Consider the following 25,276-nt stretch of genomic DNA (forward strand, 5'->3'; position numbering starts at 1 on the left):
AGTGGGGAAGGGGAGACAGTGCGCCGAGCCGAGCGGCGGGCGCACCACAAGATGTGGTTGATACCCAGGGGTATTGACCACATCTTGTGGGGAGAAAGCGGTCGCGCGGCTAGGTCGCGTAGTCGACGGGCAACGCGGCGGTGATTCGGCGGAACCCGGCCCGCCACGCGATAGCGAGCGATCGAGCGGGAGCTCGAGTTGCCCCCTCAGCGGTCCGGTACGGGTTCGAGGCTGGTCGCCGTTGCTCGGCGGCGAGCCGTCCGGCGTCGTAGGCGGCGAGGACATCGGCGGTGCGGGTCACTGCAACCAGTCCTCCCCGCCGGTGCGGCGCCCGGCGTCGCGGGCGATGGCGGCGTTGCCGAGCAGCCATGCGGCGTACTCGTCGAAGGACATGCGGCCGTGGTCGTCCCACCAGCCGAGCAGCTCGTCGGATGCCCACTTGCGCGCCCGGCGAACGGGGCCGGTGAACAGCTCGCGCGGGTCGACGCCTGCGGCCTCGCCTGCGTTGTTGAGCAGGTAGCCGTTGGTGTCGGCCTCGGCCTGCCAAACCTGTTCGGCGACGTAGTCGCGATACGCGGCACGGGCCAACTCGTCGAACCCTCGTCCGGTGTAGCCGTCGGCGCGTAGTCGCCGGATGGCGTCCTCACGGTGCAGCTTCTCGACCGTGGTGCCGGTGGCCTGCGCCCACGCTTGTTCGTCGTCCATGCCGTCGGCGACAAGGCGTTCGTACTCGGCGAGCTGCTCGGCGCGGCGTTGCTCGCGCTGCTGCTCGCGTTGTTCCCGGTCGCGTTCGCGGCGGGCCTCGGCGGCGTCGGCCTCGGCCTGTCGGCGGTCCATCTCGGCGAGCACCGCGTCGACTGCGTCCTCGTCGTCGGCGACCTCGGCGAGTCGGGCGTCGAGGTCGTCGTCGGTGAGCGCGGCCAGCTCGGTGGCGAGCTGCTCGCGCGCCGCCTGCTCGGCTTGCTCAGCGGCGAGGCGTTCCTGCTCGCGTCGCCGTGCCTGCTCGGCTGCGACGGCGTCGAGTCGCGCCTGCTCGACGGTGCCCTCGGCGACCTGCTCGTCGACGGACTTGCGGCGGGCGCGGGCTGTGCCCGCGGTGCCGTGGCCGAGGTTGGTCTGCTCGCGGTAGCGCTTGCGGTTCAACCCGGTGGCGTCGACGTGCTCGCGGATCTCGGCTTGCAGCTCGCGGATACGGGCCTGCGCCTTGCGCGCGTCGGTGTCGTCGAGCGCGCCGGACTCCTTGCGCTTCTCGCGCCGTACCTTGCGTTCCAGCTCGCGCAGGTGCTCGCGTTCGTCCTCGGCGGCCTGGTCGTGCTCGGCCGGTGCGGCGAGCCGGGTCACGCCGGGGATGTACGGGAGCAGCGTGTGCCTGCAATTGGGATGGAACAGCCCGGCGGCGCGGGCCTGCTCCACGGTGGCGGCGACCTCGACCTCGATCGGCTCGCCGGTGAGTTCGTTCTCGACGGTCCGCCGGCCTGCATCGCCGGCCCTGGCAAGGATTTTTCCTTGCCACACAGAGCACAGCTCGCACCCGTCGGTGGTGTTCGAGACGGTGACCAGCTCGACACCGAGCTGCTCCATGCGCGCGAGGTGCCCGTCGTTCCACGCTCGCGCGGTCGCGGTCCGGGTGGCCATCTCGGTGTAGCTCGCCAGGTTCCACGCACGGCCGGACCGGTCAACGAACCCGGTCACGCCTTGCGCGGCCAGCCGGTCCCAGGCGGAGCGTTGCGCCGAGCGGGTCGTCGCCATGCCGAGCAACTGCAACGGCGCTGCTGCGGCTACCGCGACTTGGTAGGCGTCCTGCGCCCACCGCAGCACCCGCAGATACAAGGCGTCGAGGCGCGACGTCAGGTCGGCCGCGAGCAGTGCGGCGGCGTCCATGCCGGGGATCACGTCGCGCAGTGCGGCGAGCTGCGAGCGGTCGAGTGCCCCGGCGTCGGCGAGCTGCGCGAGGCCTGCGGCGGCGCCCGCGCGCCAGGCGGCGAGCACCGCCTCGGCGGCGGCCGTCCCGGTCTCGGCGCGTAGCTGGGTGAGCATCCGCTCGACGGCGAGCCGGACCTCGCGCACCGCAGAGGCTTTCTGAGCGGCCCACTCCGGTACGTCGTGCCCGATGCGGGCGCGGCGGGCGATATCGGCGAGCAGCCGCGCCTCGGCCTCGGTGAACACGGCGAGGATGTCGCGGGCGAGCTGCTCGACGACGTCGCGCGGGTCGGCCTCAGGCGACGGTTCCCAGGCCATTAGCGCCCCCGTCCTGCGGGCCTCGCCAGGTGGCGGGGTCGGGAACGTTGCGGCCGGTCTCGGTGAAGATCCGGGCGACCTCGGCGTCGACCTGGTCGTCGTCCCAGTCGGGGTGCACGATCCGCACCCGCACGTCGGTCGACGCGGCCTCGGCGGCGAGCAACGCCTGCGCGGTGCGCGCCAGGTCGCCGACGTCGGCCTGCGCCTGGTCGCCGAAGCTCACGACCGGGTCCTCGTCCAGGGCGACGCCGGGCGTGCCGAACACGTGCCGGTCGACGTCGAGCAACGCCGCGGTGATCTGTGCGAGCGCAGCTGACCAGTAACGCGACTTCTTGTCGCGAGTGGTCTCCGAGAGTTCGCGCCGGTCGACGACTTCGGTCGCGGTGACCCCGGTCGCGCGGCCGTTGGTCTCGCCAAAGCTGGACGGCGAGTACCCGGCGGCCCGCAAGATGTCGTGCGTGATCTGCTCGGCCGTGTCCTTGTGCTCGGCGACCCTGATCTCGAACTGCGTCGCGGTGATCGGCTTGGACTCGCTGCGACCGGTGAGCATGTTCAGCTCGGTGAACACCTCTTGGTCGTCGTCGAACATTGCGCCCTGACCGGGGCCGAGCGGTTGCAGGAATCCGGCTGGCACGATCAGCCGTGCGCGGGCGAGCCGGACGTCGCGGACCCATGACGAGTAGACCTCGTCGAGCACGTCGAGCAGCGGCTCGACGCCGTCGAAGTCACTGCGCCCCAACGGACGCAGCGCGGGCACCGACCGCCATTCACGTGACGGCCGGATGTTCGGGCAGTAGGCCGCAGTCAGTCGGCGTGTGCCGGTCTCGATCGCCCCGTTGGCGTCGACCAGCTCGGCGGCCCACGCCGTCGATGGGTGCTCGGTGAGCGGGATCGCGCGGCCGAGCTCATCCTCGGTGCCCAGGTGCAATGCGTGCACGATGCGGCCCGCTTCGTGCCGTTCGAGGTGGCGCAGCACCTCGGCGCCGTCCGACTGTGCGACGGTCTGCCAGAACGTGACCGCGTGCAGCGTCTTCCAACGCCACTCGGGCACGGCGGCGTCGGCGTCGACCGCGTCGAGCATCGCGTGCGGGCGAACGTCGCCGTCCCACACCACCCGCAGGTACGCCCCGCCGAGCGCGGCGGCGACCTCGGCCGCTTCCAACAACGCGCTGTGCGTCTGCGGGGTGTTGATGATCCGGTCGAGCCGCGCCTGCGCGCTGGAGTTCTCGACGCGCACGCGGGGCGGCTCGGCGAACAGCAGGTCGGACGACATGGTTGCCAGGTCCGAGGCGAGCGGGATGTGCACGCGGGTTCGTTGCTGGCCACGCGGTGAGACCGGGCGCCCCCAGAAGAAGCGGCTCACCGCACCGACCAGGCCACCCCGGTACTGCGACGGTCGCGAGTGGACCACCGGGCCATTGCCGTAGTGCGCGGCGAGGTCCTCGGCCTTGCCCACGTACCAGGCGTTCCACTCGCGCATCTTGGTCGCAGCCTGATCGAAAGGCTTAGGCGGCCATGAGTTCACCGTTCACCCCTCCAATCTCTTACTAGGAGGAGGTGAACGTGTGATTCAGTATTCAGTTGTCTTTCTTGGTTTTTCCTCTATTGAGGGTTCGAGTCACGCGGGCAAGGCCGGTGTTTCCAGCCTGCGATCTTCGTGCTTTGAAAGGTAGTAGACGCGCGTCTGCTGCAACACGGCGACATCGACAAGTGGCGGATTCGTCCCGCCGTTCCGGATCCTCCATCCCGCCAGATCACCGGGGATGTTCTCGACCGGATAGGCCCACAACTCGATGGCCCAGCGGTCGATCACTCCCTCGTCATACGGATCGCTGCATATCACGTGGCCAACGGTCTTCGCTGCGTCTGTGTTGCCTCCCTTGCGCGCGTCCCACGCTGCGGCCCACTCGTGAAGCGGCTTTGAGATTGTCAGCCTGAACTCGCAGCTTTCGCCTGGATTCAAGAAAACAGTGATGCGACCTGAACCGGGCGTGATGTTGCCGCCCTCAGGACGGAGAAGCTCGGTGTCGCCATCGATCCAGACACGCTGCGAACGATCTCCCTCGTTCTTGACATCGACTTGAGCGCCCAAGATTAGTTGCTGAAAGTCGTCATCCGTCCGGCGAAAGCTTCGCTCTGTTGGCCACGGCTGTGGAAGTCCGCTTCCACCATGACCCATGACGACCTCATTGCGAGTCGACGCTGCCCTGACCCAAAGACGCGGTGCGCGGGCATCGAGGCGGGCCTTCGTCGAATCGACTGCGACGCCTTGTGAAACCTCAAGTGAGCGACGGCCGACCTCGACCCCGGCATTACCTGCCTCGGCTGTTCGCCTCGTTTCCTTTGCTTGCCAGGCGATCAACCCAGCGCTCAAACCCGTCACAAGCGCTCCGGCGCCAGTAGCGATGGCACCAACTTGAGTCCAGTCCGTCACTGGAACACTCCCACGGCTCTACATCGACTTGGATCGACGGAAGATAGCCGATAGGTCTGACAGTTCGACGTGACGGTTAGGCGGCGAGCGCCAAGGTTGCTCGCCACAGGTTCTCAGTGGTGGTGATGGCGTAGCGACCGGCGTCGAGCGAGTGGTCGGCGACCTTGATCGGGCGGTCCTCGCCCTTGGTAGTCGCCTTGTCGTCCCACGCGTAGCCGGGCGCCTCGGCGACGAACCCGGTACACCGGTCAGCGACCTTGAGCCGCTTCTCGGCGAGCAGGCTCGATACGACGCGGATGCCGTATGCGACGTCGTTGTCGGCGGCGGCCGTGGTGACGCCGTCGTTGTGGAGCTGCACCCGCAGCGACGCGGCCGACGGGTCGGCAACGATCCACTGCGGACGCAGCGCACTCGGGCGCGGCAGATGCGGAAGCGTGAGCCAGTCGCGCAGCCCGGCGGACAGCTGCGCGTCGGTGAGCCGCGCCTGCGCGTGCGCCGGGTCGTGGCGCCACTCGTCGACCAGGTACAGCCGATCGTCGATACCCTCGCCGAGCAGAATCGCCGACGTCGGGTTCGTGGTGCCGTAGTCGATCCCGACGGCGAGCAGTCGGGCCATGTCGGGCAGCTCGGCCCACGGCACGACGTGCTCGGCGGGCGACCACATGTCGAACACAGCCCCTTCGGCCGCGACCCATTCGCCTTTGACGAACCGCCGGAACCACAGGCCCGTGTACTCGCGGCGGATCGAGTCTTTGTAGGACTCCGTCAGCGCTGGGTTGTCGTCGAGCGTGAACGCGAACGATCGCCAGTCGGGCAGATCGGCGAGCCGGTCGAGGTAGCGGCGCCGCACCCAATGGGCCGGCGAGTCAGGGTTCGTCGTGGCGAAAAGCTGCGCACCGGGGACGCTCATCCGGCCGAGCAACTGCACGAAAAACTCTTCTGAGATAACGGTTAGCTCGTCGACGTAGGCACCGCAGCACGTCAGGCCGCGCAGCACCTTCTCGGCTTTCGAGTCGCTCGCGCCGAGCACGTACACGACGCGGTCGAGGATGCGCGCGGTAGGCGCCCCCGGCGTGTAGTGCACAAGATCGGCGATCGGCCCGAACAGCGACGGGTCCTGCAGCGGTGCGAACACGTTGCGCGCCACCGAGTCCCGCGTGCGGCCGACGACTACGAGCTGACCACCACGCGGCGCGTTCGCGACGTAGATCAACCAGCGCAGCAGGCTTGCGATGGTCTTGCCGCTGCGGATAGCCCCGGACCAGATCGACACGCGCGTCGTCGACTCGCGCAGCGATTCGAGCTGTTTCGGTGATAAAGGTGAGTCGACCTGCAACGACTCACCTCACCGGCCTTACCTATCGGGTTCGGTCTCGGGCGACATGAAGGCGGCCGGATCGAACGACAGATCGTCAGACGGACCGAGGATGTCGTCGATGATCTCCTCGGCGAGAGCGCGGCAAGCCTGCTCGATCGTCTCGACGTCGACGAGTCCGCAGATCATGAGGCGGTCGGTTCCGGTCGCGACGCGGAGAGACAGACGACTACCGGGCAGGCTGCGCAGCGAGCTATTGCCGGTAGGACCAGGCAACGCCTCGTCACCGGTGAGCACAGCCTCGTCGAGGTGTTCGAGGCTGTTGCGCACAAGGCGCATCAGCCGGTCCTCGGTCGGGCTCACCTCTCCGCGCGCCGTGAGCATTCGTCCGGCCCACTTGTGGAACTGCTGAACGGCGACGGCGAGCAGGTGCTGCTCAACCCACGCAGCGCCGAACACCTCGGCATCGTCGAAGGCGTCGAGGTCTCCAGCCTGACCACGTGCGAACGCATCGTCGAGCGCGGAAGCCCGCTCGACGGCTGCACGAAGTCGCTGCACCTGGCGGGCCGTGCCCTGCGCCCAACTTTGTGCGAGGTCGCGCGCGGCCCAGTATTCAGAGCTTCTCTCCTGATCGGCGGTCACCCGCGAACCCTACGGCGCGGTGACGATTCCCAGGGCCACGGCGAGCCCGCCCAACATGCTCTTGGCGCCCTCGCTGCCCTTCTCGGCGTCGATCGCTTCGAGCCGGGCGGCTGCGCCGAGGTGCGTCGACAGCGCGCTCGCGAGTGACTTCTCGTCCTGCGCGGGCACGTGGTCGAGGGTCTTGGTTTCGATGCCATGCACCGTCGTCGCGGTGAACTTGTAGCCCGGCGACTCCAGTCGGGCGAGCACCTGTTCGGCGCGGCCGTAGAGCCTGCTGGTGATCTCCGTGCGCCGGGCGCGGTTGTCGATCTGCCGGGCCTGCGTCGCGGCGGCCGTCTTGCTGCGGTCGAACGACAGGCCCAACTCGCGGGCGATCACGGTCACCGTCGATGCCGAGCGCCCGGTTACACGGGCGATGTCGTTGCGGCTCTTGCCTTCCGAGTGCAACTCGCGCACGCGGTCGCGGTCGGCGTCGGTGACCAGGTTGCGAGGCAAGGGAAATCACCTCGCCTGCGGCCAGAAATGCGACGGCCCCGAGACCGGGGGAGGTGGGTCTCGGGGCCGTTGTGCCGGGAGATGGGCACAGTTCACCCGCTGCGGTTTCGCAGTTTAGGCACATGAAGACTCAGCGCGGGTGACACGCGACCTCGTCGGGGTCGCGAGCGCGACGTCGATCACCTCGCCGACCAGGTACCGGGGCTGGCCCTGCGCGTCCGGCGCACGTCGAGTGAGCTTGCCGCTTCGTGCCCACGTGCGCAGCGAGTTTGCCGACAGCTCGCGGCCGAGCAGCTTCGGCAACGCGCGGGCGATCTCGGCGGCCGTTCCGAGGTGCCCGCGCGCGGCATCGAGCAACTCGGCCCGCAGCGCCTCGACCTCGTGTCGGGTTTCGCACTCGCGGCACCGAACCGTCTCGCGGTCCGGGCGCGCGTAGAGATCGGCGCCGCAGTCCGGACACGGCCCGCAGTAGACCCGTGCCGGAGCCAGGTCGACCGCTCGGCGGGTCCGCTCGACGGCGTCGGCGATCTCGTCGACCAGCTCGCCGCCCGCAGGGTGGTACTCGATCCATGACGGGTGGCGCCGCAACCACGCGGCCATCTCCGCGAGGGTGTCGTCGAGGTCCAGCGGGTCCAGCTCGGTCGCCCTGGTCTTGTCCGCGGTGATGACCACGCGGCGTGGCCCGTGCGTCTCCCACAGGTCACGGACCCAGGTCGACAGAACCGACCGCAGGTCGCGACCGACCTCGGCGGCGCCGTCGTTGTACGGCAGCCCTACCTCGGCACTGCGCGAACCGACGGGCATCCCGGTTCGCGCCTGCCGGGCGATCGTGGTGTCGAGTTCCTCGGCGAGGTCGGCCACGTCGGCGAGGTCGCCGTCGAGCCTGCCGAGACACACCCCGCACACGTAGGCCTCGGGGTCGGTCGGGTGCTCGCAGGTCGGCGAGGTACAGGTGATCACCCTGTGACCGTCGCCCGCCGATGTCACCGGCTCGGAGGTCGTGACCTGCATCGACGAGGACGTGCGGCCGTCGCCTTAGTCCGGTGTGGATAACCCTTTGGCGGTGCCGCTCTGCGGTGCTCTGCGGTGCTCTGCGTTCAATTGAACAGAGGTCGTCCCGGAGTTTCGAGTTACGCGAAACTCGAAACGTTCTGGGTTTCGTCCGAACGAAACTCGGATGGGACCCCGGTTTCGTGGGCACGAAACCCCAACACTAATCTGCTGTGGTCAGATCGTCGACGGCAGAGGGAGGTGGAATGGGAAGCAAACCCAAGGAGTGTTGCTGCGTCGAGGTGCACCGAACGGTGCGGCTCGCGCTGGTCCTGGCGGGCGCCCTGGTGTTGCAGGGCTTCGCGCTGCTAGGACAGAGCGGCTACCCGCTGGTGGCCTAGCAGCACGAGCGCTTTCCTGACGGGGGCGGTGACCGGTCTCGGTCGAGGTGATGCAACACCTCGGCCGGGAGATGTCCGGTCGCTGCCCCCTGTTGCTCAGAGCGGAAACGTTACGGAACCTCCGAGACGGCATCACACTACCGCACCTATTAATGGCGTGATGTTATGAGGTCAAGTTAGGTGCGATGTTATTACGCAGCTTTTGACCAGCGATGAAGTCTGGACAGACGTCATGATGTCTGTCCGTCAAGTTAGAGATGGGGTTAGAGATGGAGTTGTCTAACTTGATCGGCAGGTAACTTAGTCATCTCTATCTGTGGCTGCGAAGCGATCAGAACGGCGGGACGTCGTCGCTCTCGGCCCTAGGACGCAGGAAGTCGCGTGCGACCCAGTGACGCACCCAGTCCTCGCCGAAGAACGGCACACCCGGTTGGTACGCGGTCAGGCCCATCCATGAGTTGTTCGCGACTCGTAGCCACCGGTGTACCTCGCCCTTCGCGAAGCCCTGCCCGTCGGTCACGGCCAAGGCTCGCGGGCTGAAGCCTCGATGTGCGATCAGGCTTGTCGGCCTTCCGACGGCTTGCCCGATCGCTCTCTTGTGGACCTCGGCGACGTCGACCCACACCAGTTCGGGCGGATCGCACACACGCCACAGCGGTGAGGGCTGCTCCGCTTGGACGTCGACCATGTGTTCGATACTGCGTTCCGTGTGCTCTGTTCTGCAAGCTCGACGCCGTCGTACGCCTCTACGTCGTCGGGTACGGGGGTACCCTCGTGGGTGCACGCGCAGTACGGGATCGTGCCCGAGTCCCAGCGTTGCAGGTACCCAGGACCCTGGAGCCATTGCAGTCCCAGCACTACGAAGCCGGATCGGCAGGCGAGGCGTAGGCGGCGGGACACTCCATCCGTCCTGGGAGTGTCCATGTTGCTTCTGTCCCTGCTGGTCGCCTGCGTTGTCTTTGTCATCGCGGTGAGCGGCTGTGCCGCCCGCGTCGCTCTGTCCAATTCGGACAAGCAACGCCGAGCGGACGCCGTGAAGGTACTCAAGTTGGTGTGGGGTACTACGGGACTCGCTGGCCTTGTCCTCGCCGTCGTGAAGCTGCACGAAAGCGGTGTGTTCTAACTGGAGACAGTGCCGTCCGCAGCTTGTCGCGGACGGCACCGCACCGGTTCGGCTCACGCTGCCGAGGCGAGCAGCTCGACGGGCTCCGCCTCGCGAGGCCTCGGCACGCCGGGAAGGGGGAGCAAGAGTTGCCCGGCGCCCGCCCACACGCGACCGATCCGCACCGCCTCGGCGAGCATGATCGGCTCGGGTTCAGGCTCGGCCCGGCGACGGCGTAGGGCTCGGCGGGTGCGTTCGTAGTCGGTGTGGGCGGTGCGGCACAGGTCGCAGCGGCACCCGTGCTTGGCGTAGCGGGGGTTCGTGCCGTGCGCGGGCAGCACCGCGGGCAACTCGTGCCCGTCGCGCTCGGCGACCCGCAGGCGTTCCTCGGCGTCGAGCCCACCCCACAACCCCCAGGCCTCGCCGGACGCGAGCGCGGCGGTGAGGCACTGCTCGCGCACCGGGCACCCGGCGCACAGCGCGCGACACTTGGCGTCCTCGGCGGGCGACTTCGGCTCGATAAAGTCGAGGTCAATGCGGCCCTTGCACGCCGCTCGGATCTGCCACTCAGGCAGTCGGGGCAGCATCGAGCAGCCTCCGCACGATGTCGAGCGCGTCGTCGATCGCTTGCGTGATCGGGGAGTAGGCGACCAGCCGCGCGAGCGCGACCTCGGCGTCGTGCCGGTCGCGGGCCTGGTGGTGGGCGAGCGCGCGGTCGAGGGTCTTGGCCACGCCGGTGAGCGCGGCGCGGGTCTCGTCGGTCATCACGCGGCCTCGCCTGCCGGCTCGGCGAGCGCGGCCAACAGCCACGGCAACGCCGCCGAAACCTGTTGCGGCACAACGCCATTACCGAGAATCCGCAGCGCGGCACTGCGCGAGATGCCGGGCACAGCAGTTACCCAGCCCGGTTCAACGCCCTGCATCCACTCGACGAACGCCGGGTTCAGGACCCGGTCGGCTCGTCGTCCGTCCACAGTGGGTGCAGGGGCGACTCGTCCGAGGAGGTGTTCCCATCTCGCGATGGCGGGTGCGTAGCCGCCGAAATCCACGCGGCCGGAACCTGGTCCCAGCTCGTGAACTCGTGCGGCAGCGTCCCGGCGGCCAGTTCGAGAGCCTGTTCGAGGCTCGCCCCCGAGGCGCCGCCCTGCTCGGCTGGACGCTGCGCCCACCGGACCCCGGTGCGCTTGGTCGCCGTGCGGGGCGTCGGCAGAAGCGGCGTCGACGCGACGAACTCGCGAGCGATCGTCTCCAATGACGGACGCACCGCCGCGCCGGGCGTCGGCGACTGGTTGGTGCCGTAGGGGGTGGCGCTCGCGGTCGGCAAGAGCTGCACCATCGTGCGCAGGTTCGGACTGCCGTCCCCGTGGTGTCCCGGCCCGAAGCGATCCGACGAGGTCGGAGTCGGCAGCAACGACGAAGACCCGGAAGCGTTCGTGAGGGGCGCCCACCTCGGCAGCGCGTAAGCCACACCACGCCGCGTCGTACCCGAGGTCGGCCAGGTCCGCGAGAACAACGCCGAGTGCCCGCATAGCTGGGCCTGCGTCGTCTCCCAGACACCACGTGCAGGGTTCCACCTGGCTATGGGCTCGCGCACTCAGTAGACCTCGCACGTTCTCGGCGATGACCAGCCGAGGACGCAGGACGCTCACGGCGTAGACCATCTGGGACCACAGCCCCGAACGGTTGTCCGGGCGCAGGCCTTCCCGCCGGCCCGCTGCGCTCAAGTCCTGGCAGGGGAACCCGCCGAGCAGCACGGCGACGCGCTCGACCTGCTCCCAGTCCACGCCCGTGATGTCACCGAGGTTGGGCACGCCCGGAAACCTGTGCGCGAGCACCGCCGAAGCGTCCGGGTCGTTCTCGACGTGCCACGCGATGGTGCCGCCGAGCGCGGCCTGCACGCCGAGGTCGAGCCCGCCGAACCCGGAGAACAACGACCCGATCGTCGGGTTGTCGCCGAGCAGATCGACGTTGCCGAGGACGCTCGCCGAGCCCGTTCCGGTGGGTGTTTCTGGCCTCCGATAAATGAGGCTTACCGGCGGCCAGACCTCGCGCCGAGCAGCGTCGCCGACGTTGTCTCGTCTCACCGAAGTTGGCGCCGGACGTGGTGAATCTGGCGAGGCCTCGTCGGGCTGCGGCGATGCCAGGTTCGGTGAGACCGCGCTCGCGTGCGCGCGGAGCGGCCCGCGACCGGTCTGCGCCGCCGCCCCAAAATCCTTGTGCGTGTCCATCTCGTCCCCCAGGTCGTGAGTCATCGCGCGGCGGTGAACGCCTCGGCGAGCCGGGCGTCGTGCGCGGGTTGCTTGGTGAGCGGCTTGCCGCCCGGTCCGGTGCAGCGGGCGCCCGGCTGGGCCTTGCACCACGGGCAGGGCACGGCGAGGTACACGCGGCGGGCCTCGGCCTCGGCCTCGACGTGCTCGGGATCAGCGCCACGGGCGAGGGCGAGCGCGGCGGTGACGCGTGCGACTCCGGAGCGGATCGAGCGCACGAGGTCCTCGGGCCGCTGCTCAATGCTGCGGGCGCGCAGTGCGGCGTTGTGCTCGCGCTCGGCGTCCTCGCGTCGGGCGTTGCGCCACGACTCGACGATGTCGGCGGGCATCACGGTTTCGGTGCTACGGCGGTAGTGCTCGCGCAGCGCTCGCTCGGCGGCCGAGTACGGCACGTCGTCGAGCACGTGCGCCCACGTCCGCACCTGCATCGTGCTTCCGGCGCTGATCTTGTTGTCGAGCGTTGAGGCGATGCCGAGCAGCCGGGCGACCTCGGCGGCGTTCATCGCCGAGGCCCGTCGAGCATGAGCAGCGTGCCGTCGACGACGTGCCCGTCGTCCTGGCCCTCGTGCTCGAATTCGGCTGCGAGCGCGAACCACCCGGCGGCCTTGGCATCCCGCTTGGACAGTCCGGCGGGCGGAGGCGTGGTCTCGACGTGCCGGGTACGGACGGCGTCGGCGTACAGGTGGGGCAGCAGACCGGGCGCGGCTCCGGGGCGGCCGTGCCACAGGTCGAGCGCGGCCGTGACCGTGTCGGGGTCGGCGCGGTCGGCGAGCAGCCCGTCGACCTGCTTACCGAGCGCCCGCACGGTTTTCGTCGGGTACGGGGTGCCGACCGAGCTGTGCCACCCGGCGGTGAGCCGGTAGGCGTCCGGGCGCACGGCGGTCGCGGCGAGAGTGCCCGCGGTGACCCCGGCGCCTCGCGTGCGTGTGCGCGCGTGACGCTTTTCTTGAGTTGGTAGTGAGTCTGGGTGACTACTCCCCTTACCCCCTACCCCCGCGTTTGACGGGAACCCTTCGGCGAAGGGTTCTGCGAACCCTTCCGACGGAGGTTCATCAGGGGTAGGCGAGGACGGGTTCGAACGTGAGCTCGTGGGTTTCGTCTGGTGGTAGGTAGAGGTGCCGTCGAGGGTCTCGGCGACCGCGTCGGCGTGCACGTGGTCGAGGCGACGAAGCTCGTCGGCGAGCACGGCGCGCAGCCTCGGCGACTCGACCGCGAGAGCGAACCGGAACGCAGCCTTGAGCACGTTGGGTTGCTTGGCTACGCCGTCCTTGCGCATGAATGCCCGCACGAGCACCTCGTCGGTGTCGGCGTCGACCACGACGAACCGGGTGCGGTCCAGCTCGGCGAGCGCGGCCTCGATGTCGGCGACGTCGGTCGCCGAGCAGCCGCGCGCCCACCTGCTCACCGTGAGCGGCAAGACTCCGGCCTGGTTGATCGTCGGCTGCGAGAGCAGCAGGAAGTACAGCCGCTGTGCCTCTGGCGAGAGGGCGCGAAAGTCGTCGTCACGCCAAATCGCCGTGAGGATGCGTGCGTGTTCGCGGCTCATGCGGATGCACCTCGCGAGTGGTGCGACGCGGTGCTGTTGCCGGCCCAGCGAGCCGAAAGTGTGCGGGTGCAAGCGGCTCGGCGGCGCAGGATGCGCGTCACCTCGGCGACCTCGGCGGGCGCCAACTGGTCGAGCGGACGACGGCCGACGAGAGCGGCCTCGACGGCGAGCGCGTCGAGCAGCCTCGGCTCGGCGGGCACGCCGGTAGAGCTGATGGTCACGGTGAATCCCCCAGGAAGCGGCGAGCGCGGGCGTGCGCCATCGCGCCCGCCGCAAGACGGCGACGGACTTCGTGGTGATGCGGGGTGGGACTGGCTACGCGGCCGACTGCGCCGGGTTCGCGACCCAGACGCGGTTACGGCTTGCTCGCCGACTACGGCGTCGGCTGCGGTACTCGCCGCAGGGCACGATTAGGCGTCGGGCGGCCCAGTTGCCGATCAGACTCGGCAGCACGTTCGGCGAGTGCGGCTCGATCCCCGTAGGGACACCACGGCGGATGTCCTCGGCGGTGAATGGCTGACCCGAGGCGACCAACTCGTCGAGCACGATCTCAGCGGCTTCGCGGTAGCGGCGGTGCGCGGCCACGGCGGCGGCGAGGTTGGCCTCTTGTCCGCGTTTGCGGTCGGCGAGGCCGAGCTGAAGCTGATCAGTCACGAGGTACCTCCCATCGCGGCGGGTTGTGGTCGAGGTAGCGAGCCCACTCGCCAAGGTCGGCGAGCAGGCGGTGATGCCGGGCGACCTCGACGGCCCGCTCGGCGGGGTCGAGCCCGGCGAGCACAGGACAGCTCGGGCACTCGGGGCAGCAGGGGCACGCAGTCGACGGCCGCGCAGCAGCCGCCGGGGCGGTGGTCGCCGCAGCACGCGACGACCACCCCAGCAGGAACAAGACCGGCGGTCACGCGGCACCTGCCCGCATGGGCGATGGGCGCAGTGATGGCGCCGCGCCGTTGCGACCAGGCACCCGTATCGCCACCGACTCACCGTCGACCAGTGCGCGCCGGTGCCGTCCGAGCGCGTCGAGGACCTCGGACGTTGCTCGCAGCTTCGCGGCCTCGGCGCGCTTGTGGTCTGCGACCGCAGCCCGGTATTGCTCGGCGAGCCCTGCCTCGATCTCGACCTCGGTGTCGTCGATATCCGGATGCAGTTCCCGCACCGCCCGATGCGTCGCGGCGTGCTCGTCGATCTCCGGTCGCACACCACGGTCGACCGAGTCGAGGAACTCACGGGCGGCGGCGCGCAACTTCTCGGCCTCGGTGAGGTTCCATTCGACGAGGTACTCGCGGAACTCAAGGTTCGTGGTCAGCACCGCGACGTGTGCACGGTTCAAACCGAGCGCGTCGAGCTGCCACATGACCTGACATCGGACGTAATCCGGCACCTCGTCAGTGCCACGCCTACCCCACTCGAACAGGTCGGCAGCGGTCTTGACCTTCAGCACCGAACGCTCGGCGAGCCCGGTCAGCATCCGGTCGGGCGTCGCGAGCTGCCACGGCCGTTGGCGGTTCGCCCACATGCCCGTGCGGCGCACGCGGTACTCGGGGTGCTGCTCGGCGAACCACTCGGCGACGACCGACTCAAGCCGATGACCCCGGCGCATCGCGTCATTGCTCGGCGCCGGGGTGATCAGGCCCCGTTTCCTATTCCATAAGGAGAACGCTGATTCGTACGGTGAGATATTCATAACCGCAGCGATCTCCGAGCCCCCCAGGCCCATTGACCGAACTGCATTCCATTCGCGAGAACCAGGCTCGAACGAACCAACACGTACAGCGGATGCCTTCACGCGGCGGCTCCGCTGTCCGTCCCATCAACCTCGAACACGTCCTCAAACGAAACATCGAGCTTGCTCAAGGTGGCGGCGATTAAGGAGTTGCCCGGCAACTGCTCTCCGTCCAACACGCGACCAACGGTCGACTGCGACACGCCAAGACGCTTGGCGAGCGCGTACCTTGATTTGAGCCCTTGTGCAATCCCGATTCTCTCCAGCGCGTCCGGGCGGACACGCACGTGCGCAGACATTCAACCCCCCAGGTCGATTCGTGTACGGAACGTTCCCGTTCACGATCACGACCCTACGTGCGCATCTGGACAGTGCTCAACGATTGCGTTAGTGGAAGCATCTGACGAAACGGACCGAGGACGCACGTACTCGCGTAACGGACTACGCCGAATGGGTCGAGCTGTGTGCGGCACTCTCTGTGTCGTGTCGATGACAAGGAGCGAGACATTGCCGCAGCGTAACCGTAAGGGAGGCGCTTGGTTGAAGCGTCAAAGATCATGTGACGCAACGGGAAGATCGTGACTGCGTCCCAGATTCTAGGACTTGTCGACAAGTCGTCTGCGTTCGAATGACTACATTGTGCTTACTTGCGTGCGCGGCACGGTTAGTCAACCCTTAGCGGGAATTGACCTCATTTGTAGCGGCTACATCGAGCAGATGCAGTGACGCAAAACACAAGACTGACTCGTTTACCTCGGGCGGTTTGCGTGCTGCGACTCGTGCGAGTTGTAGGGGATAATTGTTGTCGTCGCTAAGTAATGCCTGCCGTTAGTTCGGTGTACGAGCGTTCTTTCTTTGGGTTCGTCGGCGTGCATCGTCGCGTGGGCTCGTGATTTTTGGTTGCTCGGGCGAGGGCTTCATAGGTGACTCTGGGGTGGCTTTGAAGATCCACATCTCACCCCTCACACATGCCACTTGCGTTCGTCTGTATGCTGGCGTTTGACCAGGTAAGTACAGCGCTAGTGCTGGTACGCCTTGTAAGCGAAAGGTTAGGGGTTCGATTCCCCTCGCCGGCTCTATTGGGGAAGAGGGTTCGCCCAGGTGGGCGGACCCTCGTCTCATTTCCGGCGGCACGGTCGTCAGCTTTTGCGAACGAGTCCGGTAAAGCCCGCGACACTGAGCGTGGCGAACGACCAACCCAGGATCTGCACGACCCAGCCTGCTCCGGTCGCCCACTGTCCTGCTGGTCCGTTCGCCAGTTCGCATCTCGGTGTGCCACCGAGCTTCACGAGCGGGATTGCGAGATCCGCCGCAAGACTGATCCTGTTCACAGGTGAACAGGAGTTCGCGGGGCGGTCCTTGGCCGGTGTCAGGCCGTTATGGGCGTCGGCCGTCCACACTAGACAGAGTGCGAGCAGGAACGTGACGAGTAGGCCAATCACCGCCCGGGAGGGCCGGTAGCCGTAGCCGAGCGTGACGCCCAGGAACCAGTGCCACAGCCTGTTGCCGGGGTCGCCGCGGTGGCGGAGGTCCTCCTGCTGGGCGATCAGGACGCGCCGTGCGGTGTGCTCGTGGCCGGCGGCGCGGTGCACGGCGGCGAGTTGCTGGTACGGCTGAGCTTCGTACTTGAAGTTGTGCTTTCGCAGCATGGTGAGCCATGCGTCGGTGTCGTTCGGGGGTTCCGGGTATGTCAAACCGTTCACCGTCACGGTGAAGACGTCGGTCTGCACCAGCTTGGGGACGTTGAAGACGAGCAGATCGCCGACCTCGGTGCCGGCCAGGCTGAGCTCGTAGCCGTCACCGTGGTTGACCAGCTTCTCGGGCCAGAGGATCAGGTTGCCGCTCACGTCGGTGTCGTCGATCTCCACCGCGGGCCGCTGGGCAGTGGCCTCGAGCACGGTGTCGCTGATGTTCAGCGTCGCCCCGATCGCAGCCTTCTGCACGATCACGGCCGGGCCCTCGTCGTTGCGGATCGACCCCTGGACGAGGAGGCTGCCGCCGATCCGGGTGTCGACCATCCGGATCGTTGCGAGCGGGGCCCGCGTCGAGCGCGCGTCGAAGCCGTCGTTGAGCCGTACGTCGGCCTGGAACCGGCTGCCGTCGAGGCAGATCCCGCAGTGCGCGGCGGTGCGCACCACCGCGCCCATCATGTGCAGAGCACCGGCGCTCCCGTCGAGCATCAGCACTCCGCAGTCCCCGCCGGTCGCCTTGACGAAGCTGCTGTCGAGATGGATGTCCCCGCCGACGGTCGCGTTGTTGAGGACCAGGGCAGTCTCCGAACCGTTGACGATCACCGCCCCCTGCAGATGCAGGTCGCCGCCGATGTCGCAGCCGTCGAACCGGACCTCTCTGGCGTGGAGCCCGGCGGCCTTCACGTTCCGGGCGACGCGCAGGCCCTTCGCGTACATCAGCCCGACGCTGGTGTCCCCGAACAGGAAAGTGCCGTCGACGTGTGCGTTCTCGAGATCGACCACTCCGGCGCAGCGGGCGTCGTCCATCGTGAGATAGCGGGTGCGCAGGTTCTCCGCGTTCAGCTCCGGCATCGTGGACCCGTCAAGCGACAGCGCGGGCAGATCGGTGTCGTGGAGTGAGAGCGGCTCCTCGAAGAGGCAGTCGTCCAGCTGCAACGCCGTTGAGGTGCTGATGAAGTCGAGGTTGAGTTCGCCGGTGACGCGGGCGCCGACCACTCGGAGACCCCGCGGGTCGACGATGCCCGAACGGAGCAGATCGCGGATTGCCGTGGCGCGCACCACGTTGTTCCCACGGCGTGAGAGGTCGAGCACCTCACCGGACTCGGCGGCCCGGATCATGTGCTGCTCTGTCTCGTTAGGACGTGACATTGTGGGACCCATGTCCTATCTCGCGGATAGCGCGCGCTACGACCAGATGACCTACCGGCGGACGGGACGCAGCGGCCTCAAGCTGCCCGCCATCTCGCTCGGTCTTTGGCACAACTTCGGCGGTGACCGGCCCTACGAGCTGGGCCGCGGAATCGCGCGGAGGGCGTTCGACCTCGGTGTCACGCACTTCGACCTCGCCAACAACTACGGTCCGCCGTACGGCTCGGCGGAGATCACGTTCGGGCAGATCCTGAAGGATGATCTCAGGCCGTACCGCGACGAGCTCGTCATTTCCACGAAAGCCGGCTACGACATGTGGGCCGGGCCGTACGGGGAGTGGGGCAGCCGCAAGTACCTGCTCAGCTCGCTCGACCAGTCGCTGACCCGGATGGGCCTCGACTACGTCGACATCTTCTACTCCCACCGGTTCGACCCGGAGACGCCGCTGGAGGAGACCATGGGCGCGCTTGTCTCCGCGGTCCAGCAGGGCAAGGCGCTCTACGCCGGCATCTCGTCGTACTCGCCGGCCAAGACCCGCGAGGCCGCCGAACTGCTCCGGTCCGCCGGTGTGCCGCTGCTGATCCACCAGCCGTCGTACTCGATGCTCAACCGCTGGATCGAGCCGGAGCTGCTGGACACGCTGGAGGAGGTCGGCGCGGGCTGCATCGCGTTCTCGCCGCTCGCGCAGGGCATGCTGACCGACCGCTACCTCGACGGCGTTCCCGAGGGATCGCGCGCCTCGCAGGGCAAGTCGCTGTCGACGGGCCTGCTCACCGACGAGAACCTCGCCCGCATCCGGTCGCTCAACGAGATCGCCCGGTCGCGCGGCCAGTCGCTCGCGCAGCTCGCGCTGACCTGGACGATCCGCGACCCGCGCGTCACGTCGGCGTTGATCGGCGCGTCCTCGGTGGGGCAGCTGGAGCAGAACCTCGCGGCCCTGCAGGCGCCGCCGCTGACCGACGACGAGCTCGCCGAGATCGACAAGCACGCCGTCGAGTCGGGCATCGACCTGTGGGCCACGTCGTCCCAGGCGGACTAGTCCGAGTGCCGGGGGAGGCGGATCGTGAAGACCGTCGACCCCGGCCGGCTGGACAGCTCGATCCTGCCGTCGTGTGCCTCCACCAGCGACTGGACCACGGCGAGGCCCAGACCGCTGCCGCCGCGCTGGCGGGTCCGCGAGTCGTCCACCCGGTAGAACCGGTCGAAGATGCGCGCTTGGTCGGCCGCGGGGATGCCGGGCCCGCTGTCGCTCACCCTGATCACCGCCCAGCCGTTCTCGGCCGTCACCTGCAACGCCACCGACGTGCCCGCGGGTGTGTGCACGGCCGCGTTGGCCAGCAGGTTGTCGAGCACCTGCCGCAAGCGCGTCGGGTCCGCGGTCATCGTCACCGTGTCGGCGTCGACGTCCAGCACGTGCGACGGCCTGCCCGCGCGGAACGCGTCCGCCGCCGCCTCCGCGATCACCGACAGGTCCAGCTCCTCCGGACGCAGCGGTGGCTCGGTCGCCGCGGAGTCCAGGCGTGCCAGCAACAACAGGTCGTCGAGCAGCACGCTCATGCGTGACGCCTCCGACCGCAGCTTCTCCAGGTGCTTCTCGCGTTCGCCCGGCTCGTTCGCCGCCGCGTACTTGAAGAGGTCCGCGTAACCGCGCAACGAGGTGAGAGGCGTCCTCAGTTCGTGCGAGGCGTCTGCGATGAACCGGCGCAGGCGTTGCTCTGCGGCCGTGCGCGCGACCAAAGAAGTGTCGATGTGCGCGAGCATCTTGTTGAACGCCTCGCGCAGCTCCTCGACCTCGACGCCGCCGCCCCGTTTGTCCACCCGCACGGCGAGGTCACCCGAGTCGGTCAGGTCGTGCGACGAGATGTCGTGCGCGGTGTCGGCCATGTCCGACAGCGGCTGCATGCCCCTGCGGATCAGCGCCTGACCGCCCACCACCAGCGCGACCAGGGCAGCCAGGAACGCGATCACGCTGACCGTGATCAACTGCGAGATCGTGCCGTCCCTGTCGTCCAGCGGGGCGGCGCTGACCAGCACGATCTCGTTGTCGACGATCTCGCAGGCACGCAGCCGGAACTTGCCGTCGCCACGCAGGTAGTCGGTCGCGAACAGGTCGCCGTTCAACGCCTTCTTCGCGATGGCGTCGAACTCCTCCCGATCGGCCGGCTGCTGTTCGCCCGGCTGGGGTCGCAGCTCGCCGTCCTGCATCTTGTAGACGACGGCGAACCAGTCCGGGGGAAGCTTGCTGACCTTCCCGTAGCGCTCGACCTCCTTCGCCGCGCCCGTCTGGCTGATCGCCATCTGGTCGTCGAGGCGGCGGTCCAGGAAGTCCTGCATCGACGTGACCATGACCCAGCCGACGATGACGAACACCGTCAGCGCCAGCGCGCCGAGGGCCAGCGCGAGCCGGGTGCCCAGCCGCCACTGGCCGAGAGGCTTCATTGCGCTGCTCGGCGGAGCACGTACCCCACACCGCGCACGGTGTGGATCAACGGCTCGCGGCCGTCGTCGAGCTTGCGGCGCAGGTGGGAGATGACGAGCTCGACCACGTTCGAACGGCCGCCGAAGTCGTACTCCCACACGTGGTCGAGGATCTGCGCCTTCGTCAGCACGGCCGGCGAGCGCCGCATCAGGTACCGCAGCAGCTCGTACTCGGTCGGCGTCAGCGTCACGAGCTTGCCGCCGCGACGGACCTCGCGGGTGTCCTCGTCCATCAGCAGATCGGAGACCTTCAGGACCGAACGCTTCCACGACGGACCCGTCGAGCGGCGCAGCACGGCCCGAAGCCGTGCCATCAGTTCTTCGACCGAAAAAGGTTTCACGAGGTAGTCGTCGCCGCCTCGGGTGAGCCCCGCCACCCGGTCCGCGGTGCCGTCGCGGGCCGTCAGGAAGACCACCGGCACCATCGCGCCGGCCGCCCGCATTCGATCAAGAACGGTGAATCCGTCCAGGTCAGGCAGCATGAGGTCGAGCACGACGATGTCGGGTTGGAACTCGGCGGCCTCTCTGAGGGCCTCTTCGCCGCTGAGCGCGGTCGCGGCCTGCCAGCCCTCGTAACGGGCGACCGTCGCGACCAGGTCAGCGATGTGCGGCTCGTCATCTACGACGAGCAATCGAACCGAGTTCCCCTTGTCCACGTGCTCATGGTGCGTCACCTGATGGCTCTCCCGCTCGATCGACAGGAAGTCGACAGCGGAGGCAAAGCGGAGCCACAGCTCGAACGCAAAGGATCGAGACCGACCGCCAGAGACCGCCCTGACCGAGGAGCCCGCCGTGACGACCACCCTGCAGCCCCCCGTGCGACCGGCCCCGGCCGGCCGGGCGACGCCGCACAAGGTGCTGGCCAAAGCCGGCCTCTACGTGTTCCTCCTCGCCAACGCGGCCTTCGTGACGTACCTGTTCAACGCGGCGGGCGTCGGCTCGAACAAGCTGGTCAACTTCGGCCGGCTCGCGGGCCTGTACGGCGCGCTCGCCATGGCGTTCCAGCTGCTCCTGGTGGCGCGGCTGCCGTGGCTCGACCGGCGCCTGGGCATGGACAAGCTCACCTCGTGGCACCGCTGGGTCGGCTTCACGATCTTCTTCACGCTGGTCGGCCACCTGGTCTTCATCGCGCTGGGCAACGCGGGCGCCGACGGTCCGGTCGCCGAGATCGTCCGGCAGGCGACCGAGCTGGAGGGCATCCTCCGCGCGCTGGTGGCGTGGGCGATCATCATGGTCGTCGGCATCGTCTCGGCCCGCTTCGCGCGGCGCCGGCTGGCCTACGAGACCTGGCACTTCATCCACCTCTACACCTACGTCGCGATCTTCCTGGCTTTCTCGCACCAGGTCGCGGTGGGCAGCACGTTCCGCAAGTCCGCACTCGCGACCGGCTACTGGTGGGGCCTCTGGGCGTTCGCACTCGGGTCCGTCCTGATCGGACGCGTGGTGCTCCCGGCCTACCGCAACTGGAAGCACCAGTTCCGCGTCGCCGCCGTGGTGCCCGAGGCGCCCAACGTCGTCTCGGTCTACATCGAGGGCAAGGACCTCGACCGGCTCGGCGCCAAGGCCGGCCAGTTCTTCCTCTGGCGCTTCCTGACCAGGGACCGCTGGTGGCAGGCCAACCCGTTCTCGCTGTCCGCGGCGCCGAACGGCAAGTACCTGCGCCTCACCGCGAAGGCCCTGGGCACCGGCAGTGCGGACATCCGCAACATCAAGGTCGGCACCCGCGTGTTCGCCGAGGGCCCGTACGGCGCCTTCACGACCATGCACCAGACCAAGCCCAACGCGCTGCTCGTCGCGGGCGGTGTCGGCGTCACGCCGGTTCGCGCGCTGCTGGAGGAGATCAAGGGCCACGTCGTGGTGCTCTACCGGGTCAGCGACCCGCGCGAAGCCGTGCTGTTGCGTGAGCTCGAAGGTCTCGCACGGGCCAAGGGCGCCGTGCTGCGGCTGGTCACCGGTTCCTCGAAGGCCATCACCGCCAACGGTCCGTTGCTCGGCCCGGAGAACATCGTCGCGCTCGTGCCGGACGTGCAGGACCGCGACGTGTTCATCTGCGGCCCCGGCGGCATGACCGACGCGGTGATCACCAGCCTCGACGAACTGGGAGTGCCCAGCAACCAGATCCACGCCGAGCGCTTCGCGCTGGCCAACTGAAGGGGTCCGACGACGTGAAAAGGGCAATTCCCGTTCTGGCGCTGAGCGTGGCCGGCCTGGTTCCGGTCTGGATCTACTCGCCGGGCGCCGCGCACGAAGGCGAGCTCAGCGAGGTCGCCGCGCCGCTGGCCCAGGAACAGACGCAGCAGCAGGCGGCACCACAGACGACTGCACCGCAGACCACCGGCGCCGCGCCGAAGACGACCCAGCAGCAGGCCCAGAACCGCACCGTGTCCGGGCCCGCGGTGAACACCTCCGAGGGCACCGTGCAGGTGCAGGTGACGTTGCAGGGGACCAAGATCGTCGACGTGAAGGCGTTGCGGGCGCCCAACAGCAACCCGACCAGGATGGCGCTGCCGCTGCTGCGCGAGTCGGCCCTGAAGGCGCAGAGCGCGGACATCGACACGGTGTCCGGCGCGACCGCGACCTCCGAGGGCTACAAGCAGTCGCTGCAGGCCGCGATCGACGGGGCGCAGTAGTGGCGGTGCGGCGCGTCGAGCACATCATGGGGCTGCCGATCTCGGTGGACCTGCGTGACGGCGACGCCGCGCTGGCCGAGCGGGCGTTCGCCTGGCTGCGCGAGGCAGACGCCCAGTTCTCGCCGTTCAAGCCCGGCAGCGAGGTGTCCCGGCTCGACCGGGGTGAGCTCACCAGGGAAGAGCTCACCCCGGATCTCGTCGAGGTGCTCTCGCTGTGCGACTGGTACGAGCAGTCCACGGGCGGCGCGTTCACGGCACGGGCGCCGGGCCGCGGGCTCGACCCGTGCGCGGTCGTGAAGGGCTGGGCCGTGCAACGGGCGGCGGACATGCTGCGCCAGGGCGGAGCCACGTCGTTCTGCGTCAACGCCGGCGGCGACGTCGTGACGGCCGGCGAGCCCGAACCCGGAAAGCCTTGGCGCGTCGGCGTTCGGCACCCCGACCTCGCCGACCAGCTCAGCGTCGTGCTCGGCGTGCGGGACGGAGCCGTTGCCACGTCAGCGTTGTACGAACGTGGGCAGCACATCCTGGACGGCCGTACCGGTCAGCCGGTCTCCGGGATAGTTTCGGTCACGGTTTTCTCCGATGACCTCGCGATCGCGGATACCACTGCCACAGCAGCGTTTGCGCTGGGCAGGGATGGGATCGAGTGGGCTGCCGGGCAGGAGGGCTGCGAGGTTTTTGTCGTCGACGAAGATCGTCGCGTGTACTCGAGTCCTGGACTTCCCGTACACATCTGTTAACATGCTCGCCCAACGGAGCCTTGACTCCGGGGCATGATTTCGTTGATCAAGAGCTGGATCGGAGCTCGCGCTCGGGGCAAGACCCGGCCTGCTGTCGACCAACTACTCGTGCGGAAGAGCCTGCTGCAGCGCGAATTCGGGAGCGCACTGCAGCAGGCTCTTTCTGTGTTTATTGGTCGCTGCTTCGCAGACTCCGGCTCGTTCGCCGGGAAGCTGGTCGTCCGCCCGCCGCTTCGCCCCGATTGGGCTTCGCCGAATCGAGACGAAGAGGCGAACGGACGACCAGCGCGAACTCGCAAAAGCGCGCGCTTGGCTGCTTGGGCCAGGACTTACGCGTAGCGGTCCTCGTTGAAGTCCAGGTTCACGGCGGACATGCCCAGGTCGCGGCCCATCGCGTCCAGCACGTCCACCATCTCCAGCCCCATCAGCCAGTCGCGGGGCAGCGCGTCGGTGCCGTGCAACGCGCCGAGCACGTTGCCCGTCAACGCCGCCGTGGCGTCGCTGCCGCCGGAGTGGTTCGCGGAGGCGCGCATGGCGTCCACGAACTGCGACGGCTTCGGGTGCGTCAGCACGGTGTAGACCGCGATCGCCAGCGCCTCGGGGCCGGTCCAGCCGCTGCCGAGCCGGTCGACGCGCACGGACGACGAACCGTCGTGCTCGTCGGCCAGGACTACGGCGCGCGTCAGCACGGTCGCCGTGTACGTGTCGTCGCGCAGCACGCGGCCGATTACCTGGTCGATGGCCTCGCGCAACGGCCTCGCCTTCACGGCGAGCAGGTGGACGAGCAACGCCAGTGCGCCGCCGGACACCCAGCCGCCCGTGCCGCCGTGCGTCAGGGCCGCGAACCGGCAGCCGAGGTCGTACGCGATCGCCGCGGACGGGGCGAAGCCCGCCGGTGCGGTGCGGGTGACGCCGTTGCAGCCGGACGACTCGTTGTGCGGGTTCTCCGGAGTGGACGGTGTCTCGGCGGCCAGCGCGCGCAGGCACGTGAGGCCCGGCGAGCGGCTCTCGTACAGCCGTTCGTCGGCGAGCAGGCCGGTCGCCCCGCGTTCGGGGGCCGGTTGCTGCTGGGTGATCAGCCAGCGTCGATAGCTGTGCCAGACCATCTGGGACGGTTCCCACTCGCCGGTGCGCTTCCCGCGCACGAAGGCGCGCAGGTAGCCGTCGGCGGTGAACAACGTCAGCTGGGTGTCGTCGGTGAACAGCGCGGGCTTGGGTGGCCCCAGAACGCCCTCGGGACCGTGCTCGCGCTGGATGTCGGCCAGGCCGAGGTACTGCACGGGCGCACCGAGCGCATCACCGAGAGCGCCGCCGAGAAGGCACCCGGCGCCGCGGTCAACCACGGAATTCCTGTCTCGCGGCACGCGTGAACAGTAGCGTCCCGCGAACTTGGGCCGTACTTGTATCTGAGACTCGGGCTTGCGCACCTGTTGAAGTG

Annotated in this window: 29 protein-coding genes and 1 tRNA gene; 7 read left to right on the top strand and 23 right to left on the bottom strand. The window is 68.5% G+C overall.

Translation table 11 applies throughout. The features are described from left to right. Window positions 1-109: 109 nt before the first annotated feature. The 8 genes from BLR21_RS41735 to BLR21_RS21695 all read right to left on the bottom strand — a co-directional run bounded on the left by BLR21_RS41735 (window position 110) and on the right by BLR21_RS21695 (window position 8,084). Complete coding sequence (locus tag BLR21_RS41735) at window positions 110-301, bottom strand: hypothetical protein (protein ID WP_143027809.1); 192 nt, start codon at window positions 299-301, stop codon at window positions 110-112. Next, on the bottom strand, window positions 298-2,238 hold the full coding sequence (locus tag BLR21_RS21665) for a phage minor capsid protein (RefSeq protein WP_090007624.1): 1,941 nt from the start codon (window positions 2,236-2,238) through the stop codon (window positions 298-300). Before BLR21_RS21665 ends, BLR21_RS41735 begins: the two co-directional genes overlap by 4 nt. Next, complete coding sequence (locus BLR21_RS21670; RefSeq protein ID WP_090007625.1) at window positions 2,216-3,718, bottom strand: phage portal protein; 1,503 nt, start codon at window positions 3,716-3,718, stop codon at window positions 2,216-2,218. Before BLR21_RS21670 ends, BLR21_RS21665 begins: the two co-directional genes overlap by 23 nt. 138 nt (window positions 3,719-3,856) lie before the next feature. Then, window positions 3,857-4,672: a hypothetical protein gene (locus tag BLR21_RS41740; RefSeq protein WP_143027810.1), complete on the bottom strand. Its 816-nt coding sequence runs from the start codon at window positions 4,670-4,672 to the stop codon at window positions 3,857-3,859. Between the two features lie 76 nt (window positions 4,673-4,748). Next, window positions 4,749-6,008 carry a PBSX family phage terminase large subunit gene (locus BLR21_RS21680; protein WP_090007627.1) on the bottom strand — a complete coding sequence of 420 codons (1,260 nt, stop codon included), beginning with the start codon at window positions 6,006-6,008 and terminating at the stop codon, window positions 4,749-4,751. An 18-nt stretch (window positions 6,009-6,026) separates the two neighbouring features. Further along, window positions 6,027-6,629, bottom strand: a complete 603-nt coding sequence (locus BLR21_RS21685; protein WP_143027811.1) for a hypothetical protein — start codon at window positions 6,627-6,629, stop codon at window positions 6,027-6,029. A gap of 9 nt (window positions 6,630-6,638) precedes the next feature. Next, a complete protein-coding gene (locus BLR21_RS21690) occupies window positions 6,639-7,124 on the bottom strand; it encodes a helix-turn-helix domain-containing protein (RefSeq protein ID WP_090007629.1) in 486 nt (161 codons plus the stop codon). Window positions 7,125-7,238: 114 nt separating this feature from the next. Then, a complete protein-coding gene (locus BLR21_RS21695; protein ID WP_143027812.1) occupies window positions 7,239-8,084 on the bottom strand; it encodes an adenylate kinase family protein in 846 nt (281 codons plus the stop codon). A 296-nt stretch (window positions 8,085-8,380) separates the two neighbouring features. Here BLR21_RS21695 and BLR21_RS43895 point away from each other — a divergent pair, with 296 nt between their 5' ends. Then, window positions 8,381-8,515: a hypothetical protein gene (locus BLR21_RS43895; RefSeq protein ID WP_256334846.1), complete on the top strand. Its 135-nt coding sequence runs from the start codon at window positions 8,381-8,383 to the stop codon at window positions 8,513-8,515. 331 nt (window positions 8,516-8,846) lie between these two features. Here BLR21_RS43895 and BLR21_RS21700 read toward each other — a convergent pair whose 3' ends face one another. Beyond that, window positions 8,847-9,203 carry a hypothetical protein gene (locus tag BLR21_RS21700; RefSeq protein ID WP_090007631.1) on the bottom strand — a complete coding sequence of 119 codons (357 nt, stop codon included), beginning with the start codon at window positions 9,201-9,203 and terminating at the stop codon, window positions 8,847-8,849. 234 nt (window positions 9,204-9,437) lie between these two features. On the opposite strand from BLR21_RS21700, the gene BLR21_RS21705 reads away from it, so the two are divergent. Continuing rightward, window positions 9,438-9,638, top strand: a complete 201-nt coding sequence (locus BLR21_RS21705) for a hypothetical protein (protein WP_143027813.1) — start codon at window positions 9,438-9,440, stop codon at window positions 9,636-9,638. A gap of 53 nt (window positions 9,639-9,691) precedes the next feature. Here the strand turns inward: BLR21_RS21705 and BLR21_RS21710 are convergent, their stop codons facing one another. From BLR21_RS21710 to BLR21_RS21750, 10 genes are all read right to left on the bottom strand, one after another. Next, window positions 9,692-10,204 (bottom strand): WhiB family transcriptional regulator, encoded by a 513-nt coding sequence (locus BLR21_RS21710; RefSeq protein ID WP_176929733.1) that lies wholly within the window; start codon window positions 10,202-10,204, stop codon window positions 9,692-9,694. Then, the gene (locus tag BLR21_RS21715) at window positions 10,185-10,382 is read right to left on the bottom strand and encodes a hypothetical protein (protein WP_090007633.1); all 198 of its coding nucleotides are present in this window, start codon (window positions 10,380-10,382) and stop codon (window positions 10,185-10,187) included. The genes BLR21_RS21710 and BLR21_RS21715 overlap by 20 nt, the downstream gene beginning before the upstream one ends. Further along, window positions 10,382-11,869: a DNA cytosine methyltransferase gene (locus BLR21_RS21720; protein WP_218130922.1), complete on the bottom strand. Its 1,488-nt coding sequence runs from the start codon at window positions 11,867-11,869 to the stop codon at window positions 10,382-10,384. The genes BLR21_RS21715 and BLR21_RS21720 overlap by 1 nt, the downstream gene beginning before the upstream one ends. Continuing rightward, window positions 11,866-12,387, bottom strand: coding sequence for a zinc finger domain-containing protein (locus BLR21_RS21725; protein ID WP_090007634.1), 522 nt, complete (start codon window positions 12,385-12,387; stop codon window positions 11,866-11,868). The genes BLR21_RS21720 and BLR21_RS21725 overlap by 4 nt, the downstream gene beginning before the upstream one ends. Beyond that, window positions 12,384-13,430 (bottom strand): hypothetical protein, encoded by a 1,047-nt coding sequence (locus BLR21_RS21730; RefSeq protein ID WP_090007635.1) that lies wholly within the window; start codon window positions 13,428-13,430, stop codon window positions 12,384-12,386. Before BLR21_RS21730 ends, BLR21_RS21725 begins: the two co-directional genes overlap by 4 nt. Then, window positions 13,427-13,651: a hypothetical protein gene (locus BLR21_RS21735; RefSeq protein ID WP_143027814.1), complete on the bottom strand. Its 225-nt coding sequence runs from the start codon at window positions 13,649-13,651 to the stop codon at window positions 13,427-13,429. Before BLR21_RS21735 ends, BLR21_RS21730 begins: the two co-directional genes overlap by 4 nt. Window positions 13,652-13,745: 94 nt before the next feature. Next, window positions 13,746-14,084 (bottom strand): hypothetical protein, encoded by a 339-nt coding sequence (locus tag BLR21_RS21740; protein ID WP_090007637.1) that lies wholly within the window; start codon window positions 14,082-14,084, stop codon window positions 13,746-13,748. Then, on the bottom strand, window positions 14,077-14,208 hold the full coding sequence (locus BLR21_RS43900) for a hypothetical protein (RefSeq protein ID WP_256334847.1): 132 nt from the start codon (window positions 14,206-14,208) through the stop codon (window positions 14,077-14,079). Before BLR21_RS43900 ends, BLR21_RS21740 begins: the two co-directional genes overlap by 8 nt. Before the next feature lie 117 nt (window positions 14,209-14,325). Then, window positions 14,326-15,213 (bottom strand): YqaJ viral recombinase family nuclease, encoded by an 888-nt coding sequence (locus tag BLR21_RS21745; RefSeq protein ID WP_256334848.1) that lies wholly within the window; start codon window positions 15,211-15,213, stop codon window positions 14,326-14,328. Beyond that, window positions 15,210-15,449: a helix-turn-helix domain-containing protein gene (locus BLR21_RS21750; RefSeq protein WP_090007639.1), complete on the bottom strand. Its 240-nt coding sequence runs from the start codon at window positions 15,447-15,449 to the stop codon at window positions 15,210-15,212. The genes BLR21_RS21745 and BLR21_RS21750 overlap by 4 nt, the downstream gene beginning before the upstream one ends. 692 nt (window positions 15,450-16,141) lie before the next feature. On the opposite strand from BLR21_RS21750, the gene BLR21_RS42650 reads away from it, so the two are divergent. Continuing rightward, a tRNA-OTHER gene (locus tag BLR21_RS42650) sits at window positions 16,142-16,226 on the top strand. 63 nt (window positions 16,227-16,289) lie between these two features. Here BLR21_RS42650 and BLR21_RS21755 read toward each other — a convergent pair. Continuing rightward, the gene (locus tag BLR21_RS21755) at window positions 16,290-17,990 is read right to left on the bottom strand and encodes a hypothetical protein (RefSeq protein ID WP_143027815.1); all 1,701 of its coding nucleotides are present in this window, start codon (window positions 17,988-17,990) and stop codon (window positions 16,290-16,292) included. Between the two features lie 10 nt (window positions 17,991-18,000). Here BLR21_RS21755 and mgrA point away from each other — a divergent pair, with 10 nt between their 5' ends. Further along, window positions 18,001-19,029, top strand: a complete 1,029-nt coding sequence (mgrA, locus tag BLR21_RS21760) for an L-glyceraldehyde 3-phosphate reductase (protein WP_090007641.1) — start codon at window positions 18,001-18,003, stop codon at window positions 19,027-19,029. On the opposite strand, the gene BLR21_RS21765 is transcribed toward mgrA, so the two are convergent. Next, window positions 19,026-20,429, bottom strand: coding sequence for a sensor histidine kinase (locus BLR21_RS21765; protein ID WP_090007642.1), 1,404 nt, complete (start codon window positions 20,427-20,429; stop codon window positions 19,026-19,028). The genes mgrA and BLR21_RS21765 overlap by 4 nt on opposite strands. After that, a complete protein-coding gene (locus BLR21_RS21770; protein ID WP_218130923.1) occupies window positions 20,426-21,124 on the bottom strand; it encodes a response regulator transcription factor in 699 nt (232 codons plus the stop codon). Before BLR21_RS21770 ends, BLR21_RS21765 begins: the two co-directional genes overlap by 4 nt. Before the next feature lie 136 nt (window positions 21,125-21,260). Here BLR21_RS21770 and BLR21_RS21775 point away from each other — a divergent pair, with 136 nt between their 5' ends. Genes BLR21_RS21775 through BLR21_RS21785 form a run of 3 tightly spaced genes read left to right on the top strand, consistent with a single transcriptional unit; the run spans window position 21,261 to window position 23,838 of the window. Beyond that, on the top strand, window positions 21,261-22,619 hold the full coding sequence (locus BLR21_RS21775) for a ferredoxin reductase family protein (RefSeq protein WP_090007643.1): 1,359 nt from the start codon (window positions 21,261-21,263) through the stop codon (window positions 22,617-22,619). Window positions 22,620-22,633: 14 nt separating this feature from the next. After that, window positions 22,634-23,098, top strand: coding sequence for an FMN-binding protein (locus BLR21_RS21780; protein WP_090007644.1), 465 nt, complete (start codon window positions 22,634-22,636; stop codon window positions 23,096-23,098). Next, a complete protein-coding gene (locus tag BLR21_RS21785; protein WP_256334849.1) occupies window positions 23,098-23,838 on the top strand; it encodes an FAD:protein FMN transferase in 741 nt (246 codons plus the stop codon). Before BLR21_RS21780 ends, BLR21_RS21785 begins: the two co-directional genes overlap by 1 nt. 329 nt (window positions 23,839-24,167) lie before the next feature. Here the strand turns inward: BLR21_RS21785 and BLR21_RS21790 are convergent, their stop codons facing one another. Beyond that, window positions 24,168-25,181 (bottom strand): ADP-ribosylglycohydrolase family protein, encoded by a 1,014-nt coding sequence (locus BLR21_RS21790; RefSeq protein ID WP_256334850.1) that lies wholly within the window; start codon window positions 25,179-25,181, stop codon window positions 24,168-24,170. Window positions 25,182-25,276: the final 95 nt, after the last annotated feature.

It is taken from the genome of Lentzea albidocapillata subsp. violacea (assembly GCF_900100275.1).
Classification (GTDB): Bacteria; Actinomycetota; Actinomycetes; order Mycobacteriales; family Pseudonocardiaceae; genus Lentzea; species Lentzea violacea.